General features: G+C 59.7%; 18 protein-coding genes. 5 read left to right on the top strand and 13 right to left on the bottom strand.

Features of this window, described 5'->3' with window-relative positions:
• Positions 1–42 precede the first annotated feature (42 nt).
• Positions 43–1,137 carry a malate/lactate/ureidoglycolate dehydrogenase gene (locus IGW03_RS08960; protein WP_194722193.1) on the top strand — a complete coding sequence of 365 codons (1,095 nt, stop codon included), beginning with the start codon at positions 43–45 and terminating at the stop codon, positions 1,135–1,137.
• Here the strand turns inward: IGW03_RS08960 and IGW03_RS08955 are convergent.
• The 9 genes from IGW03_RS08955 to IGW03_RS08915 form a co-directional block, all read right to left on the bottom strand.
• Positions 1,123–2,142: a LysR family transcriptional regulator gene (locus IGW03_RS08955; RefSeq protein ID WP_194722192.1), complete on the bottom strand. Its 1,020-nt coding sequence runs from the start codon at positions 2,140–2,142 to the stop codon at positions 1,123–1,125. The two genes, IGW03_RS08960 and IGW03_RS08955, sit on opposite strands and share 15 nt — an antisense overlap.
• A gap of 249 nt (positions 2,143–2,391) precedes the next feature.
• On the bottom strand, positions 2,392–3,711 hold the full coding sequence (purD, locus tag IGW03_RS08950) for a phosphoribosylamine--glycine ligase (protein ID WP_194722191.1): 1,320 nt from the start codon (positions 3,709–3,711) through the stop codon (positions 2,392–2,394).
• 151 nt (positions 3,712–3,862) lie between these two features.
• On the bottom strand, positions 3,863–4,339 hold the full coding sequence (locus IGW03_RS08945) for a hypothetical protein (RefSeq protein WP_194722190.1): 477 nt from the start codon (positions 4,337–4,339) through the stop codon (positions 3,863–3,865).
• A gap of 221 nt (positions 4,340–4,560) precedes the next feature.
• Entirely contained in the window at positions 4,561–5,703 is a 1,143-nt protein-coding gene (locus tag IGW03_RS08940; protein ID WP_194722189.1) for a hypothetical protein, read from the bottom strand.
• Between the two features lie 99 nt (positions 5,704–5,802).
• The gene (locus tag IGW03_RS08935; RefSeq protein WP_194722188.1) at positions 5,803–6,315 is read right to left on the bottom strand and encodes a curlin-associated protein; all 513 of its coding nucleotides are present in this window, start codon (positions 6,313–6,315) and stop codon (positions 5,803–5,805) included.
• 5 nt (positions 6,316–6,320) lie between these two features.
• A complete protein-coding gene (locus tag IGW03_RS08930; RefSeq protein ID WP_194722187.1) occupies positions 6,321–7,280 on the bottom strand; it encodes a CsgG/HfaB family protein in 960 nt (319 codons plus the stop codon).
• Complete coding sequence (locus IGW03_RS08925; RefSeq protein ID WP_194722186.1) at positions 7,277–7,720, bottom strand: curli assembly protein CsgF; 444 nt, start codon at positions 7,718–7,720, stop codon at positions 7,277–7,279. The genes IGW03_RS08930 and IGW03_RS08925 overlap by 4 nt, the downstream gene beginning before the upstream one ends.
• Before the next feature lie 19 nt (positions 7,721–7,739).
• Positions 7,740–8,174 (bottom strand): CsgE family curli-type amyloid fiber assembly protein, encoded by a 435-nt coding sequence (locus IGW03_RS08920; protein WP_194722185.1) that lies wholly within the window; start codon positions 8,172–8,174, stop codon positions 7,740–7,742.
• Positions 8,175–8,855: 681 nt separating this feature from the next.
• The gene (locus IGW03_RS08915; protein ID WP_228535257.1) at positions 8,856–9,263 is read right to left on the bottom strand and encodes a hypothetical protein; all 408 of its coding nucleotides are present in this window, start codon (positions 9,261–9,263) and stop codon (positions 8,856–8,858) included.
• 396 nt (positions 9,264–9,659) lie between these two features.
• Here IGW03_RS08915 and IGW03_RS08910 point away from each other — a divergent pair, with 396 nt between their 5' ends.
• Positions 9,660–10,562: a DUF4394 domain-containing protein gene (locus tag IGW03_RS08910; protein ID WP_194722184.1), complete on the top strand. Its 903-nt coding sequence runs from the start codon at positions 9,660–9,662 to the stop codon at positions 10,560–10,562.
• 54 nt (positions 10,563–10,616) lie between these two features.
• Here IGW03_RS08910 and IGW03_RS08905 read toward each other — a convergent pair whose 3' ends face one another.
• The 4 genes from IGW03_RS08905 to IGW03_RS08890 form a co-directional block, all read right to left on the bottom strand.
• On the bottom strand, positions 10,617–11,093 hold the full coding sequence (locus tag IGW03_RS08905) for a NuoB/complex I 20 kDa subunit family protein (RefSeq protein ID WP_194722183.1): 477 nt from the start codon (positions 11,091–11,093) through the stop codon (positions 10,617–10,619).
• Between the two features lie 101 nt (positions 11,094–11,194).
• On the bottom strand, positions 11,195–12,025 hold the full coding sequence (locus IGW03_RS08900; protein ID WP_194722182.1) for an AraC family transcriptional regulator: 831 nt from the start codon (positions 12,023–12,025) through the stop codon (positions 11,195–11,197).
• Positions 12,022–12,429, bottom strand: coding sequence for a GFA family protein (locus IGW03_RS08895; RefSeq protein WP_194722181.1), 408 nt, complete (start codon positions 12,427–12,429; stop codon positions 12,022–12,024). Before IGW03_RS08895 ends, IGW03_RS08900 begins: the two co-directional genes overlap by 4 nt.
• Positions 12,423–12,785, bottom strand: a complete 363-nt coding sequence (locus IGW03_RS08890; protein WP_194722180.1) for a hypothetical protein — start codon at positions 12,783–12,785, stop codon at positions 12,423–12,425. The genes IGW03_RS08895 and IGW03_RS08890 overlap by 7 nt, the downstream gene beginning before the upstream one ends.
• A gap of 134 nt (positions 12,786–12,919) precedes the next feature.
• Between IGW03_RS08890 and IGW03_RS08885 the strand changes: the two genes are divergently transcribed.
• From IGW03_RS08885 to IGW03_RS08875, 3 genes are read left to right on the top strand one after another with little or no spacing between them, the layout of a single operon-like run.
• Positions 12,920–13,804, top strand: a complete 885-nt coding sequence (locus IGW03_RS08885; RefSeq protein ID WP_194722179.1) for an ABC transporter ATP-binding protein — start codon at positions 12,920–12,922, stop codon at positions 13,802–13,804.
• A complete protein-coding gene (locus tag IGW03_RS08880; protein WP_194722178.1) occupies positions 13,801–14,685 on the top strand; it encodes a branched-chain amino acid ABC transporter permease in 885 nt (294 codons plus the stop codon). Before IGW03_RS08885 ends, IGW03_RS08880 begins: the two co-directional genes overlap by 4 nt.
• Positions 14,685–15,725: a branched-chain amino acid ABC transporter permease gene (locus tag IGW03_RS08875; protein WP_194722177.1), complete on the top strand. Its 1,041-nt coding sequence runs from the start codon at positions 14,685–14,687 to the stop codon at positions 15,723–15,725. The genes IGW03_RS08880 and IGW03_RS08875 overlap by 1 nt, the downstream gene beginning before the upstream one ends.
• Positions 15,726–15,731 lie beyond the last annotated feature (6 nt).

Below are 15,731 nucleotides of genomic sequence, written 5' to 3'. Positions count from 1 at the left end.
GTCCCGCGCACCGAATCCCAACTCAACAAACCAGGTTCATCAATGAGCGAATGTCTGATTCCCACCCCGGCGCTGAAGCAATGGGTTATCGATCTCTGGCTGGCTGCGGGCTCCAGCCGGCAGGAAGCCGAGCTGACTGCAGAGCATCTGGTCGGCGCCAACCTCGCCGGACATGATTCCCACGGCGTCGGCATGGTGCCGCGCTATGTGAACTCGTGGCTGGCCAATGAACTGCAGCTGAACCAGCATGCGGAAACCGTCACCGACGGCGGCACCATGCTGATGATGGACGGCAGGCGCGGCATGGGCCAGGCCGTCACCTACGAAGCAATGGAAGCCGCCATTGCCCGCGCCCGCGAACACGGCGTCTGCGTGATGGGCTTGCGCCACTCGCATCATCTGGGCCGGGTAGGGCACTGGGCGGAGCAGGCGGTGGAAGCGGGCATGATCTCGGTGCATTTCACCAACTCGGTCAGCAAGCCCATCGTTGCGCCACACGGCGGCACGCAAGGGCGCTTCGTCACCAATCCGTTTACGGTCGGCGTGCCGGTCCAGGGCCGTGAACCGGTGATTCTCGACTTCGCCACCAGCGCGATTGCGCTCGGCAAGGTGCGCGTTGCGCACAACAAGAAAGTCAGCGTGCCGCCCGGTTCCCTGCTCGATGCGCAGGGGATGCCGACCGATAATCCCGGCGTGATGTTCCCCGCGGCCGGCGGCGCGCCGGGCGCGCTGCTTCCCTTCGCGGGCCACAAGGGCTATGCGCTGGCCATGGTGTGCGAACTGCTGGGCGCGGCGCTGATCGGCGGCGAAACTACCCGGCCGCAATACCTGACCATGAAGCATGCGATCTGGAACAACATGCTCACCATCGTCTTTGATCCGCGCAAGATGGGTACCGGCGAGGTTTTCGGCGATGAATTCAATGCCTTTGTCGAATGGGTGAAGTCTGCGCCGCTGCAGCAGGGCAGCGATGCCATCCTGATGCCGGGCGAGCCGGAAAAGGCGATGCGCGAAGCGCGGGCTGCAGCAGTTCCGATCGACGAGGAAACGCTTGCGCAGATGGATCAGGCGGCAGCCTCGGTGCAGTCGCATCGCGGTACATCGCCCGGGCCGCTGTCGGCGCTAAGGATGCGTTGAAGACAAGTCCGAACCCGGCTGCTCCGGGTTCGCCGGCTGGAGTATCGATGCGCCGCAGGCGGTCTCGGCGGCATCGATCAGTTCCGCATCCGGCCAGTCTCCGGCCGAAACGCAGTCGACCACTTCTCCGCGTATGGTCTGAATGACGTTCCAGAGCTGCGCGACCGGCGGCCGGTTCTTGGCCGTCGCAATTGCCACCTCCCTTGCCACCTCGGGGTTGATGAGCCGCGCCGTCCGCAGCCGACCCCGCGTCACCTCGTCGGCCACCGCCGCCAGCGGCAGTATGGTGCAGCCGCAGCGTTCCTCGACCAGGCGCTTGGTCACGCTGGTGGAGCCGTCGCATTCGAGCGCAATGTTCAGCGCACCGCCGGCCTTGGCGACCAGCGACTCCGCCAGCAGGCGCAGGCCGTGCGGCGTGCTCGGCAGAATGAGCGGCAGCTCGCCGAGCCTCGCAATGTCGAAGGTATCGCCTTCATGCGCATGATTGGCGGGCATCACCAGCCGCACCGGTTCGCGCAGCAGCATGTCGACCTTCAGTCCGCCGGCATGCGCAGGCATGTAGAGAATGGCAATGTCGATTTCACCGCTGGCCAGCCATTCGAGAATGTGCGTGCCCAGTCCCTCGACGAAGCGCACCCGCGTTTCGGGGAACTGCGCCTTCAATGCCCGCCCGACGCGGCCGAAGGCCATTCTTGCAATGGTCGGCTGCGCAGCAATCACCACCTGGCGCGGTCCCTTCGACGCCATTCCCTGCAGGGCATGGCGCGCCTGCTGCAGGCTGGCGGCAACCTGCTTGGCCTGCTCCAGAAGAACCATGCCGGCCTCCGTCAGTACCACGCCGCGCCCGCTGCGATGAAACAGCCGCGCATGATAGGCGCCTTCGAGCCGCGCCATATGCCGGCTCAGCGTCGATGGGTCGGTGCCGAGTTCCAGCGCGGCACGCGAGAAGCTGCCGGTCGAAGCGACGCGGATGAAGTATTCGAGGTCGTCGGAATTGATGTTCATGGGCTGCGGATGATAGAGAAAGGCAGGCAGGCTGCAGGCGACATGATAGCCTGCATTTCCAGCCCGCTTCACCGCGCCCGGCGTTATACCAATCCCAAGGCAGAACATCCCATGGGATCGCGTCTTTTTCCGCCTGCCCGCGTTGTGCTCGTCATCCATAGCCCCGCTATGGATTCCTCCCACGCCTTGTCAGACGAAAAAATCCATCGATCCATCTGTCACGTTATGCCTTGGGACTGGTATTAGGCTTCAGCCCGCTGCGCAGGAAAGCTCGGATTCCGCGGGAACGGCGGGAGAGGAAACAAGTTCGCGTGCAATATCCGAGCGAGCATGATAATTCCGGTCCTTGTTGATTTTTTCGACCATTTCATAGACCTTGTTTCGGCAATCTTCGGCGTTGGGCGCATATCCGGTTACGCAGGCAATGCGCCCTTTCTCGGAATAGACGCCGGACGGTTTCAATTGCAAGATCGAACCGAAGCACATCACCCCCTCGCTTTCCGGAAACGGAAGCTGGACAGGCATCTCGGTTACGTTGGTGGGGTAGCCGGGAGGCGTCACTGCCACGCTGATGGCGCATCCGTCGCGCCACTTCAACTGCAAATCTTTCACGCTGTCCTTGGCCGCCTTGTCGACCACGTCGGAAAAGTCCTCATCGAGCCGCATGAGTATCGTTTCCGCTTCCGTATCGCCCATACGCGTGTTGTACTCAAGCACCCAGGGGTCGCCTTTGTCATCGACCATGATGCCGATATAAAGAAAACCGCGATACTGCAAACCTTCGGCATGCAGGCCGCGCATCGTCGGAATCACGATCTGTTCCCTGATCCTGTCTTCGATGTCCGCAGTCAGCCACGGCACGGGCGAATAACTGCCCATGCCGGCGGTGTTCGGACCTTCGTCACGGTCGCCGACTCTCTTGTAATCCCTGACGGCAGCCAAGGGCACCCAATCGCTGCCATCCATCAGGATCGTATAGCTGACCTCCTTGCCGGCCACAAACTCTTCAAAAACGACAGGCGGGCAAGTTTCATATTTGGTTTGCGCCAGAAAAACCTCGGCATACGCGCGTACGGCCTGCTCCTTGTTCATGACCACCACGGCGCTCTTGTCGCTTGATACGCGCATGTCGGCCTTGAGAACGAGGGGATACTTGGCGCCCTCCAGGAATTTATGGCAGTCCGATGGAGTGGTGCAAACGGTATGGCGCGGCGTGCGAATGCCATGCCTTTTCATGAAGCTCTTTCCGAACAGCTTCGAACACTCCAATGCGGCGGCGGCCTGAGTGGCGCCAAGAATGGCCAAGCCCTTGTTATGAAAGATTTCCACGATTCCGGACTGCATGAACGAGGTATCGCCCACCAAGGTGCCATCTATCTGCTTGTCGACAGCAAACTGGGCCAGATCCTCAAACGACTGCTTTTGAACCAGATGCAGTTTCTCGGTAAATACCATCGCCAGGTTGCCGGTATGGACGTACACGGCTTCAACTTGAGGCGACTGCGCAAGCTTCCATGCATAAGCATAATCCCTCGCTTCATGGCCCACTACAAGATACCGTCTTGACATTGGTTTCGCTCCCTTCTGATGTTATCGGTCGAGCCGCTTTTCTATGCTCGGCTTGCCTGATGATTTGAACCTGAACAGGCAAATTGTCCTGTTCAGGGAAAACCGGCATGCGTACCTCTGCTGCCGCATGCCGGTTCAATGGGACTTGTCGTTACACCTTCCCGGGCGGGGCGATGTTGCTGGGAATATTGTTAGGATCGCCGCCTTGATCGGGCGGGGCGGAGTTCTTCTCGGAGGTTTTCAGTCCCAGCTTGTTGGCAAGCTCCTGCTCCTCCGGCGTCAGAGGCTGGCCGCTCTTGAGCTTTTCAAGAATTTGTTTCAGCAGTTCTTCCAGTGAGCCGCCGCTTCCACCTTTTTCACCGCCCGAGACACCCTTCTCTCCGCCGCCTTTCTCGCCTTTTTCACCCTTCTCTCCGTCTTTCTCGCCAGCCTTCTCGGGGAGCAGTTCCGACAGACGTTTCTGAAGTTCCGCAAAGGCCGCTTCTTTTTCCGCGCCCGTGCTGTTCTGCCAGTGTTTCACCAGCTGGTCGGTGGGCATTTTCTCAAGTTCTGCCTGGCCTTTCGGAGCACCCTGCTGTGAACCCGGTACCTGAAAGTTTGCCGAGGTGTTGAAATTAACTCCGCCCATATTCTTTTCCTTTCTATCGTTTCGATTAGGTCATGGCTGCGATAGCACGCAGTGTTTATGGGTGGCACCGCCTATTCGGTTGGTTCCCGCAAGAATCGAATCAGTGGTAGGGCTGAGAAGCCTGCAAGGTCATTGGTCACGTTCGATGAATAGAACGAAAAAAGGCGGCCCATGGGCCGCCAAAGTTGCTTGCAGGAGGTTGTTGACAGGTCCGAGCCGGATCAGCGCTGCGAGATGCCTGCGCGGTTGCCGCTACCGTTCTGGGTGATGTTGGCAACGTGACCGGTCTGGGCTTGGGTAACCGTGGCGATGTTGTATGCATAGCCGGTGCCGTACTGGTTGATGTTGGCACGATGGCTGCTGCCCGATTGAGTCACGCTGGCGAAGTCGTAGCTGCCGCCCTGGGTGATGTTGGCATCGCTGTCGCTGCCTGTCTGGCGCACGACGGCATTCTGATAATAGCCGGACTGGTTTACAGTCGCGTCGTTGCGACGGCCGTCTTGCAGGACGTCGGCATTGTTGTAGCTGCCATACTGAGTGACGGTTGCGTCATTGCCGTTGTTGCGCTGGACCACGAGTGCACCGTTAAAAGTACCTTCCTGGCGGACGTTGGCATACTGGCCGGCTCCGGATTGATTTACGGTAGCAGAGTTATAGCCGCCGATTTGCGCCACGCGGGCATCCTGACGATCTCCGGTCTGGATTGTGGTGGCGGTATTGTTGTTGCCGTTCTGATAGATCGTGGACGCCATGTCGTCGCCGTACTGCTGCGTCACGTAAGCTGCATTCGATGTGCCGTATTGGTTCACGGTCGCAGTCGAATCGTCTGCGCGGGACTGGGTTGCGCTGGTGTAGTTGTAATTGCCGGACTGGGTGACTCCGATAGTGGAATCGGAACTGAAGTTGTTTTGCGAAACCTGAGCATTGTTTGCAGTACCGGTCTGGGTGACTGTGGCATCAACATCGCCGCTGAGGGACTGGCTGACGCGTGCAAGATTGCTGTCTTGGTACTGGCGGATAGTGGCTGTCGAAGCGGTCACGCCCTCTTGCGAAATGCCGGCGTTATTCGATGTACCTTGCTGCTGGATCAGACCACGAGTAAAGAACGCGCCGGTCTGAGTCAGCGCTGCATTGTTATAGTTGCCGTTCTGATCCACTGTTGCCGTAACAGCTCCGCTGTAACTCTGCTGAATGCCGCCGGTCGAATTTTCCTGGCTGCCTGCCTTGTTGCCTGTGCCGTTCTGGGTTGTGGTGGCGGTAGCACTAAAAAAATTGTTGCTCTGCGAAGTGAAGGCATCGTTGCTGTTGCCGTACTGATTGATGGTGGCAGTGTCTGCAAAGGCGGCGGTGCTGCCGAAGGCCATGGCGATTGCGAGGGCTGCCGAAGTCATCGTGAATTTCATTGTCTTACCCTTTCGTTTATATGTGTATGGGGGAGGCGTGTGTGACTGAACCAGCGCCCCTTATCGCTGATTCATTGATGCATTCATGTTGTTCCCGCTCAGGGAGATGGAACCCTTCAGTCCATTGCCGGCCTGCTGAATCTCGGCCTTGTTGTTCATGCCCGACTGGGTGACGAAAGCCTGGTTGGCGCTGCCGGCCTGCTGGATGACGGACTCGTTATACCTGCCGCTCTGCGCGGCGCCGGCCAGGTTGTTGGCGCCGCTTTGCATGATCAAGGCCATGTTGTCGCTCCCTTGCTGCCAGACCGATGCGGCGTTGCCGCGCCCCTGCTGTTCGATGCGCGCACTGTTGGCCGCTTCGCTCTGGCGGATGACCGCGCTGTTGGCAGGGCCGGATTGCGAGATGTCCGCAATATTCCGGTCGCCAGTCTGGACGATGTCCGCCGCGTTTCCGCCCGCACCCGTCAGGTCGACATCTCCTTGCGGGAACTCCCTGCCGGCGAGATCGCTTGCGGCAAATGCAATCAGAGGAATCAGACAGGCAAGCACGCTATAAAGCTGGAATCTTTTCATGTCGCCTATCTCCTCTGCGAAGCCGCCGAAGCCATCCTGGCCTGCTCGACCCGCTCGCCCGCCCAGCCGCTGTCGCCGGCACCTGCCGCTTCAACCAGTTCCATATCTTTCTGGCTGAGGCGATGTTCCTGTTCCGCCAGGTACTTCGTCAGCACCGGATTCGACAGATCGCTCTCGCTCTTGAGAGTCCATGACTTGTTCTTGATGCCGCCAGCGATCAGATGCAGCACCGCCGCCTCGATGGCTTCCGCCACACACATCTGAGCCGGCTCGTTGCGCGTCATGCCGGCTTCGATCTCCACCAGGTCCTTCACATTGACAAACTTGAAGATGCTGGGCCGGATTTCGTAGGAATAGATGGTCTTCGTGGTGGAAATGCTGTGCAGGATTTCCCCGTTGCGGCTGTCGACGGTGCGCAGGTTGACCGTGACCTGGTCGACCCGGTATTGCGTCGACAGGCCGATGCCGAGATACTTGGCTCCGGCGCCGCCCGTGCGGACATTGCTTTCATAAGCTACGACGCCGCCTTCGATCAGCAGGGAGGCCGACAGCAGTGCGGGAACATTGATCCTCGGCGCCTCATTGGGCTGAGGTGTTTCCAGTGCGCGTATGATCTTGCGTTCGGTCAGCAGGTTCTGCAGGTTCTCGCGTTCCACCGGAATGAACCAGCCGGAGTCCTTTAGAGTCTTGATGAGCAGCGATGTGCTGCCCTGGGTGACCGCGGTAGAAAATGAGCTGTCCGGAGACGGCTTGTACTGTCCAGTCTGGTCCCTGAAGCCGTACACCGCGACTGCGATCTTGCCGGCGGGAGCGGGTAGGCGGGCGAGGTCGCGCGCCATCGGTGAAGCAGGGGTCAGATGCGCTTCCGCGTTCACGTTGGACGGCGGATGGCTGACAGCGCAGCCGGACAGAAGCATCAGGGCTGCCGCGCAGGACAGACCGATCAGGCTGGCGCGCGCTCTCATTTGCCCACCACGAAGGAAGAGCTTGCGCCGGTGACCTTATCGGTCGTCGTCACGGTCAGGGAACCGCCGCCGGCATCGATGACATTGATCCGGAAATTGCCGGTCTCGATGGTGCCGGGCACGAGCTGACCGTTAACAAGGATCTTGGAAGTCGCCGAGGAAGCCAGCTGACCCAATACGGCGCGTTCGAGCGATTCGTTAAACTGCTTTAACGGGTCCTGTCCCAATGCGCCCAGACCGGAGGCATCCGCTTCCTTGTGCTTGTTGGTAGCCTGGGCCGAGCCGAGCAGCACGCTTCCGTAAAGCGGGCTTCCTCCAAAAGAAGGATTAATCGGCACATAGACAAGCTCGGTAGCTTGTGCGTTAAGGGTAGTAAGGGCGGCAAGGATGGCGAACGCGCAGCCGATCCCCGCCATGCCTTTCAAGCATGTCGTTTTCATGAACACTCCCTGGTACTTTTTAAATTTCTTCTTTAGCGAGGTCGACGTCGACCAATGTGGCCTGCTCTACTTCTGCACCGACGATCTCATCCTGGACAACGGAAGCAGCGTCGTTGCCCAGCTTTCTTATCTGTTCCCGCGACGGCGGAAGATTTGCCTGGAACACTTTCTTGCGACGGTATTCGACCCACACGATGTTGCCCAGCCGTGCGGACGGCTGTTCCTTGACGATGACAATGACCCGCTCGCTGAGCGGCGAATCGCGCCAGGCCGAAGAAAAATGGCGGAAGAAGTCCTGTCCGCCAACAGTCACAGTCTGATTCAGCACCACGCCCGCCGCAGGATCTTGCGAGAACCGCGCTGCATCTGCATCGGCAGCTGCAGCCAGTCCCGGCCAGAGTGCTGCAAATGCGATGGCCGCAATCTGCCGGCCCGCTTGCACGGTGCTGATCATCCTGCCTCCCTGTTGATTCTTAGTTATATCTAGTAACTTAAATTTACAATTAGTTACTTAGGTGAACCGTATATTCACATTTCCAGCCGTTACGAGTTTGAGGAAAGTCAGATCAAATTCGTTTTCGAAAATACAATTTTTAATTGCCGTTCGGCAATTGTTTAAGGATTGATTTCCGTGTAGTAATAATGATTTTAGGCAACTACATTAATTTATCTGTTATCACGGAAAACGAAGAGGATTGGGTGTCCGCGAACACGTATGTAATTAACGAATCGCCGTCATGGCCTTGCTTGAAGCGCTAATCCACCTTGACGCGGATGCTACGAAACCGTAGAAGACACATTGCAGATGCCGATGCAGCAAACCTTGCTCGAGAAGCGGCCTCTGGTTTTCTTAAAATCTTTGGAAGCTTAATTAGAAATTTAATGAATAATATTAAGAGAGGAATGTATAAGAATCTAAAGTTGCCTAAGCGAAGGCATTGCACCTTCGCTCTTGCGCCCGATGTATCTTTTCGCTTGGCTGTACGCTGCTTGAAATGACGCCAGGAAAATCCCGCTTCTCATCATGAAGCCGCTGGCGGCGCGCGTGCCCGATATGAGAGTGCACGCGTTCATGAGGTATGCCGAGTGCCGCAGTGCCGGAAGCGGACTTCGCATTAAGTTTTCAAGCAGGCTCTCAGCGTTGCGTCGTACCGGGTGCCGGTGCGGCGTCGGGCAAGGTAATCTCCCGATATTCCCGATAGATGCCTCCATCGGACACGCTGCCGCTGACCGTGCCCTGGTCCAGCATTCGGCGTCTGCATAGTTCCTGGTCGGAGGTCGGCAGCAGCTGACAGCGTGCAAGCGCATTGCGCTGATAGTCGCTTTCCCCGGCAAGCTGTCCGCGCTGCATTTCCGCGCGTGCTGCTGCAGCCTCGCGCAGGCAGGCCGAGCGCGATTCGGGTTCGGAAATCGATGCGCAGGCGGCGCGCTCGGATTCATAGCGCGCCGAGGCGCCGCCGTTCGGGGCAGACTGTGCGTGCGCGCTTAATGACACCGTCAAGGCGGCCATCACCAGGAAAAGTCGGTTTGTGCAGGAAGACATGACGATAACCTCCAGTGAGTCAGGGTATTTCATGGATGTCCGTAGGTGCAGGGTCGAGCATCGCGCACCTGCAATGTGGCAGACACCCCGATATTCATGCTAGCGCGATCCCGCAGCCATGGCGTTGATTCTTCGCCATGACTGTCCGCTGTCTTCGACCAAGACGTGTAAATGCAGTTGTTTTCGTGCCCAAAGGAAAATTGTTGTTACCTTTCAGGTATCCTTCCAGCAACGCGCCTATTCGCCAACGGCCTCAGAACCGCCGTGCAATACCGAACCCTGATGCCTTCTTCAAGGGCTCCGAACATGCGCCGGCTTTCGCTCCCAGACCCGTCGAACGCCGAACCCACACCGACATGCATCAATAACAACTGATTAACGACTGGAGCAATGTTCATGAGATTCAAACTTCCCGCCGGAGGAAAAGCTGCGCTGTCCCTTGCCGTTGCATTGACGGCCGCCGGTTGCGCCGGCCTGCAGCAGGAACCGCAGGGCGCTCTTCGCAAGGAAACCGTCTATGCAGTGACGGCCTCTAACCAGCTGGTGAAATTCAACGCCGGCCAGCCCGGCAAGATCCTTTCCCGGCAGCCGCTCGCCGGCCTGCAGAGCGGTGAAGTTGTGCTTGGCATCGATTACCGTGTCGCCAGGGGCTGGCTGTACGGTTTGGGAAGCAGCGGCAGGCTCTATCGCATCAATACCGGTGATGGCGCCGTGACCATGGTAGGCAGCGCTCCGATTGCCGTCATGCCGACCGGCTCGGAAATCGGCTTCGATTTCAATCCGACGGTCGACCGCATTCGCGTGGTCACCAACAGCACCGGCCAGAACATGCGCCTGCATCCGGATACCGGCGCCGTCGTGGACAGCGATCCGAATGCGCCGGGATTGCAGGTCGACGGTCCGCTTGCCTATGCGCCGGGCGATACGCATGCCGGCCAGACTCCGGGACTCGCGGCCGCCGGTTATACCTACAACAAGCAGGATGAAAAAATCACCACCAACTTTGCGATCGATGCCCTGCACCGCACCCTGGTAACCCAGGGCAGCCGCGAAGGAACGACGCCGGCGGTTTCTCCCAATACCGGCCTGCTGTACACGGTCGGCGCATTGGGTACCGGGGAAATCGAAAAGGTGTCATTCGACATCGCCGATGTTTCGGGGGCTGCCTTCATGGCCGCCAGCAAGCCGGGCGAGGCGAAGTCCACCTGGTACGAGGTCAACCTCGACAGCGGCAGGGCGGCGCGTATCGCTACGATCGGTGTGTCCGAGCGTGTCGTTGGAATTGCCATCGAGCCGTAAGACGCAGCGGCGGGGATGGTATCCCGTCCTCGTCATCTCCATCTTGCTGGAATATCAACGCGCAATCACCCTGGAGCGCTGCACTTTCCGCTGCAGCTGCAGTATGCCGTAGATCAGCGCCTCGGCCGTCGGCGGACATCCCGGCACATAGACATCCACGGGAATGATGCGGTCGCATCCGCGCACGACCGAATACGAATAGTGGTAGTACCCGCCGCCGTTGGCGCAGGTGCCCATCGAGATCACGTATTTCGGTTCGGGCATCTGGTCGTAGACCTTGCGCAGCGCGGGCGCCATCTTGTTGGTCAGCGTGCCGGCGACGATCATCAGGTCAGCCTGGCGCGGACTGGCCCGCGGCATGATGCCGAAACGGTCCATGTCATAGCGCGATGCCGCCGCCTGCATCATCTCGACGGCGCAGCAGGCCAGCCCGAAAGACAAATACCAGATGCTGTTGCTGCGCGCGCTGGCGAGCAGTTCATCGACAGTGGTCAGCAGATAGCCGTCGGCTTCCAGCGAGGGAGCATTCATGTCGGTTTCCTTTCCTGAGAGCGGAAACCTTATCCGTACTGCCGACAAAAAGATTGTACCGACACGACATGTGACGGCTCGGTTGATCAAAGTTGATCAATTCAGTCGATGAAGGCGGGGAGTTCTGCCGCATTCAGCCGCCACAGGCTGTAGATCGAATCTTCCTCATCTTTCGCCTTGAGGAAGCGGCCGGGAGTGTCGCCGACGAACTGGCGGAAATCGCGAATGAAATGCGCCTGGTCGACATAGTGCGCCTCGACGGCGATGCGCGCCATGCTGACGGCAGCCGGCGTTCCCGCGAGCAGCTGTGCAAGCACCGACGAAAAACGTGCGAGCCGGCGGCAGTCGCGCAGCGGCATGCCGTAGTTGACCAGGAAGCGGCGCTCCAGCTGGCGTGTGCCGAGCGACAGCCCGTCGGCCAGTGCCGCTGCGGGCATCAGCAGGCGTTCCAGGCCGAGCGCAGGCAAGGCTGGTTCGCGCTTGCCTCCGCCGTGCAGGGAGCGCATCAGGAAGGCCTCGACCGCCTCGACCGCGGCATGCATGCTCGCCACGCCGTAAAGTTCGTTTGTCAACCGCGCAACAGTATGCTGTGGCAGCGCGTCTTCAAGCGCAACGATGCGTTCAAAGAACAGATTCGCCGGCATGCCGAAGCAGGCCGACAATCCTGTCGGCCGGAAGGTGACACCGATGAAGCGGCTGCCGATGTCAACGCGAAATCTGCGGGGTGTCATGCAGGTGCCTGCAATGAAGGCCAGCGGCATGGGTGCTGCCGATGCCGGTTCCAGCAATGAAGCGCTGCCTCGCAGGTAGATCACCAGCTGCGCATCGGGTGTTGCCGGCAGATGGCTGTCGGCGCTGGTGAATTCACCGATCATGATGTTGCGTATGCAAGCCCGCAGCGGCGGTACCGGCAGAACGACATGCCGCATCATTTCTTGTGTGCCTCTCTGCGGGTTTCCTGATATTGCGGCAGCTGATCGGCGAGCTTTACCCATTGCAGCCGGCTGCGAACGTAGGTGTGATCCTTGGGAGTCAGCCGGTCCGGATCGTCCAGGCTGACGATAGTCACGTCGATCTCGTCCGGCAGATTGTCGTTTTCGAAGGTGAGCTGGGTGCCGCATTGCGGGCAAAAGCTGCGCATGCCTAAGGCGGTCGAGCGAAACCGGGTGGGCTTGCCGGCGACAAGCCGGAAGCCGGTTTTCGGAACGCTGAACCAGGCCACCATGGGAGCGCCGGAGGTGCGCCGGCAGATTTCGCAGTGGCAGTTGGTCTCGTGAAACGGCGTGCCGTCAGTTTCATAGCGCACCGCACCGCAGAAACATCCACCGCTCAGCATGGCAGCCTCTCCAGAACAACAGCGCTTTCAAATGAGCGAAAGATGACATCCCATGATTTCGGCTGTGCTTTGCTGCGGGTATCCAAACCTGTCATGTTAAGGCTCCTTGATATGCTGATGCGCACGGTGGAAAACCCGGCCGGAGAAGCAATCCCGGAATTGTACACAAGCCGGCCGGAGGGATTGCTCAAGGCTTCGGCATCCGGATTGCCGGCATGAAACCGGCCCCGCTGTATGCAAGCGTTACTCGCAAGTAATGAACAAGTCGCTTTGACCGACCCGATGGTGATCAGCCTGGCCAAGCATTCGAGGCGCAATACTTCTCGCTTTTGCAATGCAATAAGCGATTTTTCCATGAAATTCAGATTGCAGTAATTTTTTACCCGACTGCTTGCAAGCACAATTTCCTGTGCTAGTATTTTCCGAAGTTACTCGCGAGTAGAAAAAATATTCTGCCGCGATAAACCACCACAATTCGAATGAAGTATCGATGCGCTGCATAAAAGAGGAGACAAACTTGCAGGCAGTAGCGAACGATTCCATTCTCGACGTGCGCGGCGTCACGCTGCGTTTCGGCGGCGTCAAGGCGCTGGACAATGTCAGCTTCAGCGTGGCCGAAGGCAGCATCACGTCCGTGATCGGCCCCAACGGGGCCGGCAAGACTTCGGTGTTCAATACCATTTCCGGTTTCTACAAGCCGGCATCTGGCGACATTCTTTTCCGCGGCAAGAGCCTGTCCGGCGTGGCGCCGCCGCGCCGCGCCGCGCTCGGCCTGGCGCGCAGTTTCCAGAACATTGCGCTGTTTCGCGGCATGACGGTGCTCGACAATATCAAGCTCGGCCGCCACTGCCATCTCAAGACCGGTCCGCTCGGCGCGCTGTTCTTCACGCCGCGGGCAAGGCGGGAGGAAGAGCAGCTGAGGCAGGAGATCGAGGAACGCATCATCGATTTCCTTGAGATCGACCACATCCGCAAGGCGCCGGTCGCCTCGCTCTCCTACGGCTTGCAGAAGCGTGTGGAACTGGCGCGCGCGCTGGCGATGAAACCGCAGATCCTGCTGCTCGACGAGCCGGTGGCCGGCATGAACCGCGAAGAGACGGAAGACATGGCTCGTTTCATTCTTGAAGTGCGGCGAGAGTGGGGCGTTACCATCTTAATGGTCGAGCATGACATGAGCATGGTGATGGATCTTTCGGATCATGTGGTGGTGCTCAATTTCGGGCAGGTGATCGCCAGCGGCATTCCATCCGAGGTGCAGTCCAATCCGGAAGTGATCCGCGCCTATCTCGGCTCCGGCGATGTGCATGCGCTGCGGGCACGCTACAAGCAGGCGGGGACAAAGGGTGAAAAGCAGGGTTTCCGGAGCGCGGCATGAATTTCGACTGGCTCTTTTTCCTGGAAATTTCACTGGCCGGCCTCGGTACCGGCGGCCTGTACGCCCTGACCGGACTGGCCTTCGTCATCATCTACAAGGCCACGCGCGTGGTCAACCTGGCGCTGGGTGACATGCTGATGGCGGGCGCCTATCTGTTCTTCGCGTTTTCCGCCGGCGCCGGCCTGCCGCTCTGGATCGCGGTGCCGGCCGCGCTTGTCGCCATGGGCGCGCTCGGCATGCTGCTGGAGCGCACGGTGATCCGGCCGATGCTGGGCGAGTCGCCGATCGCTTCCTTCATGGTGACCGTCGGCCTGTCGTCGATACTCGTCGGGCTGGTGGAGCTGATCTGGACCGCCGACCAGCGCCGCCTTCCAGAGTTCTTTCCTTCCGCGCCGATCAGGCTGGGCGAAGCCTTCCTCGCACCCAAGATTTTCTACGGCTTCTGGATTGCGGTGGCCTTGATTGCCATCGTGCTGCTGACCTTCCGCTACTGGCGCGGCGGCGTCGCATTGCGCGCCACCGCCTCCGACCAGGCGGCTGCCTATTCCATGGGCATCAATGTGCCGCGCGTGTTTTCGCTGGCATGGAGCTTTGCCGCAGTGATTGCCGGCGTGGCCGGCATCGTGGTCGGCGCGATCGGCGGCATTTCCTCGACCATGGGCGTGTTCGGCCTATCGGTGCTGGTGGTGGTGATCTTCGGCGGCCTCGACAGCGTGGCGGGCGCACTGGTCGGCGGGCTCATCATCGGCCTGATCGAAGCCTGGGCCGGCGCCTACCTCGGCGGCGAATACAAGCTGCTCGCCACCTTCATCCTGCTGGTCGTCATTCTGCTGATCCGGCCTTACGGCCTGTTCGGCACCCATGAAATCGAGAGGCTGTAATGCGCATCGGATCCGCCAAGGAAAGCTATGCCGCCGATGAGGCATTGTTCGATACCGCCACGCAGCGCGCATGGCTCATTGCGCTGATGGTATTGCTGGCCGTCTTTCCATTCTTCGCCGGCGAATACTGGCTCTATCTCGCCTGCCTGGTTGCCATCAACGTCGCCAGCACCACCGGCCTGAACCTGCTGACCGGCTACACCGGGCTGGTCAGCCTCGGGCAGGCCGCCTTCATGGGACTCGGCGCCTACACGGTCGCCATCCTGCAGATTCGCTTCGGCACGCCTTTCCTGCTCAACCTGCTGGCAGGAGGCGTGGTGGCCATGGTAGGCGGCATCATCGTCGGCCTGCCTTCGCTGCGTGTGAAGGGACTGTACCTGGCGATTGCGACCATCGCCGCCGGCTTCATCTCCCATTTTGCGTTCTCGCACTGGGCCAGCCTGACCGGCGGCACCGGCGGGCTTGCGGTGCCGCCCGCGCAATTCTTCGGTCTTGCGCTCGATACGTCGTTCAAGCTTTACTGGGTGATCATGCCGGTCACCATCCTGATGCTGTTCGGCGCGGCCAACCTGTTCCGCACCCGTATCGGCCGCGCCTTCATTGCGATCCGCGACCGCGACATCTCGGCCGGCGTGCTCGGGATTCCGCTGCTGCGCTACAAGCTGATGTCCTTCGCGCTGTCGTCCTTCTATGCGGGTGTGGCCGGCGGCATGTTCGCCTACTTTTTCCGCATCGTGACGCCGGAGAGCTTCCCGCTCATCATGTCGATCTTCTTCCTCGCCGCCGTTATCGTCGGCGGCATGGGCACGATACGCGGCGGCATCTTCGGCGCGGTGTTCATGACCATGGTGCCCGAGTTGCTCAAGATCGTGATCGGATGGCTGCCGATCTCCAGCAACACCACCCTGATCCTGTCGCCGGTCCGCACCATCGTGTTCGGCCTGCTGATCGTTCTGTTCCTGATCTTCGAACCGCACGGACTGGCCGAAATCTGGCGCCGCGTCCGCCGCACTTTCCACCTGTGGCCATTCCGGACATAGGACATA

The organism is Noviherbaspirillum malthae (genome assembly GCF_015352985.1).
Classification (GTDB): Bacteria; Pseudomonadota; Gammaproteobacteria; order Burkholderiales; family Burkholderiaceae_D; genus Noviherbaspirillum; species Noviherbaspirillum malthae.
Note: the sequence above shows the minus strand (reverse complement) of the source record. Positions and strands in the feature narration are given on the sequence as shown.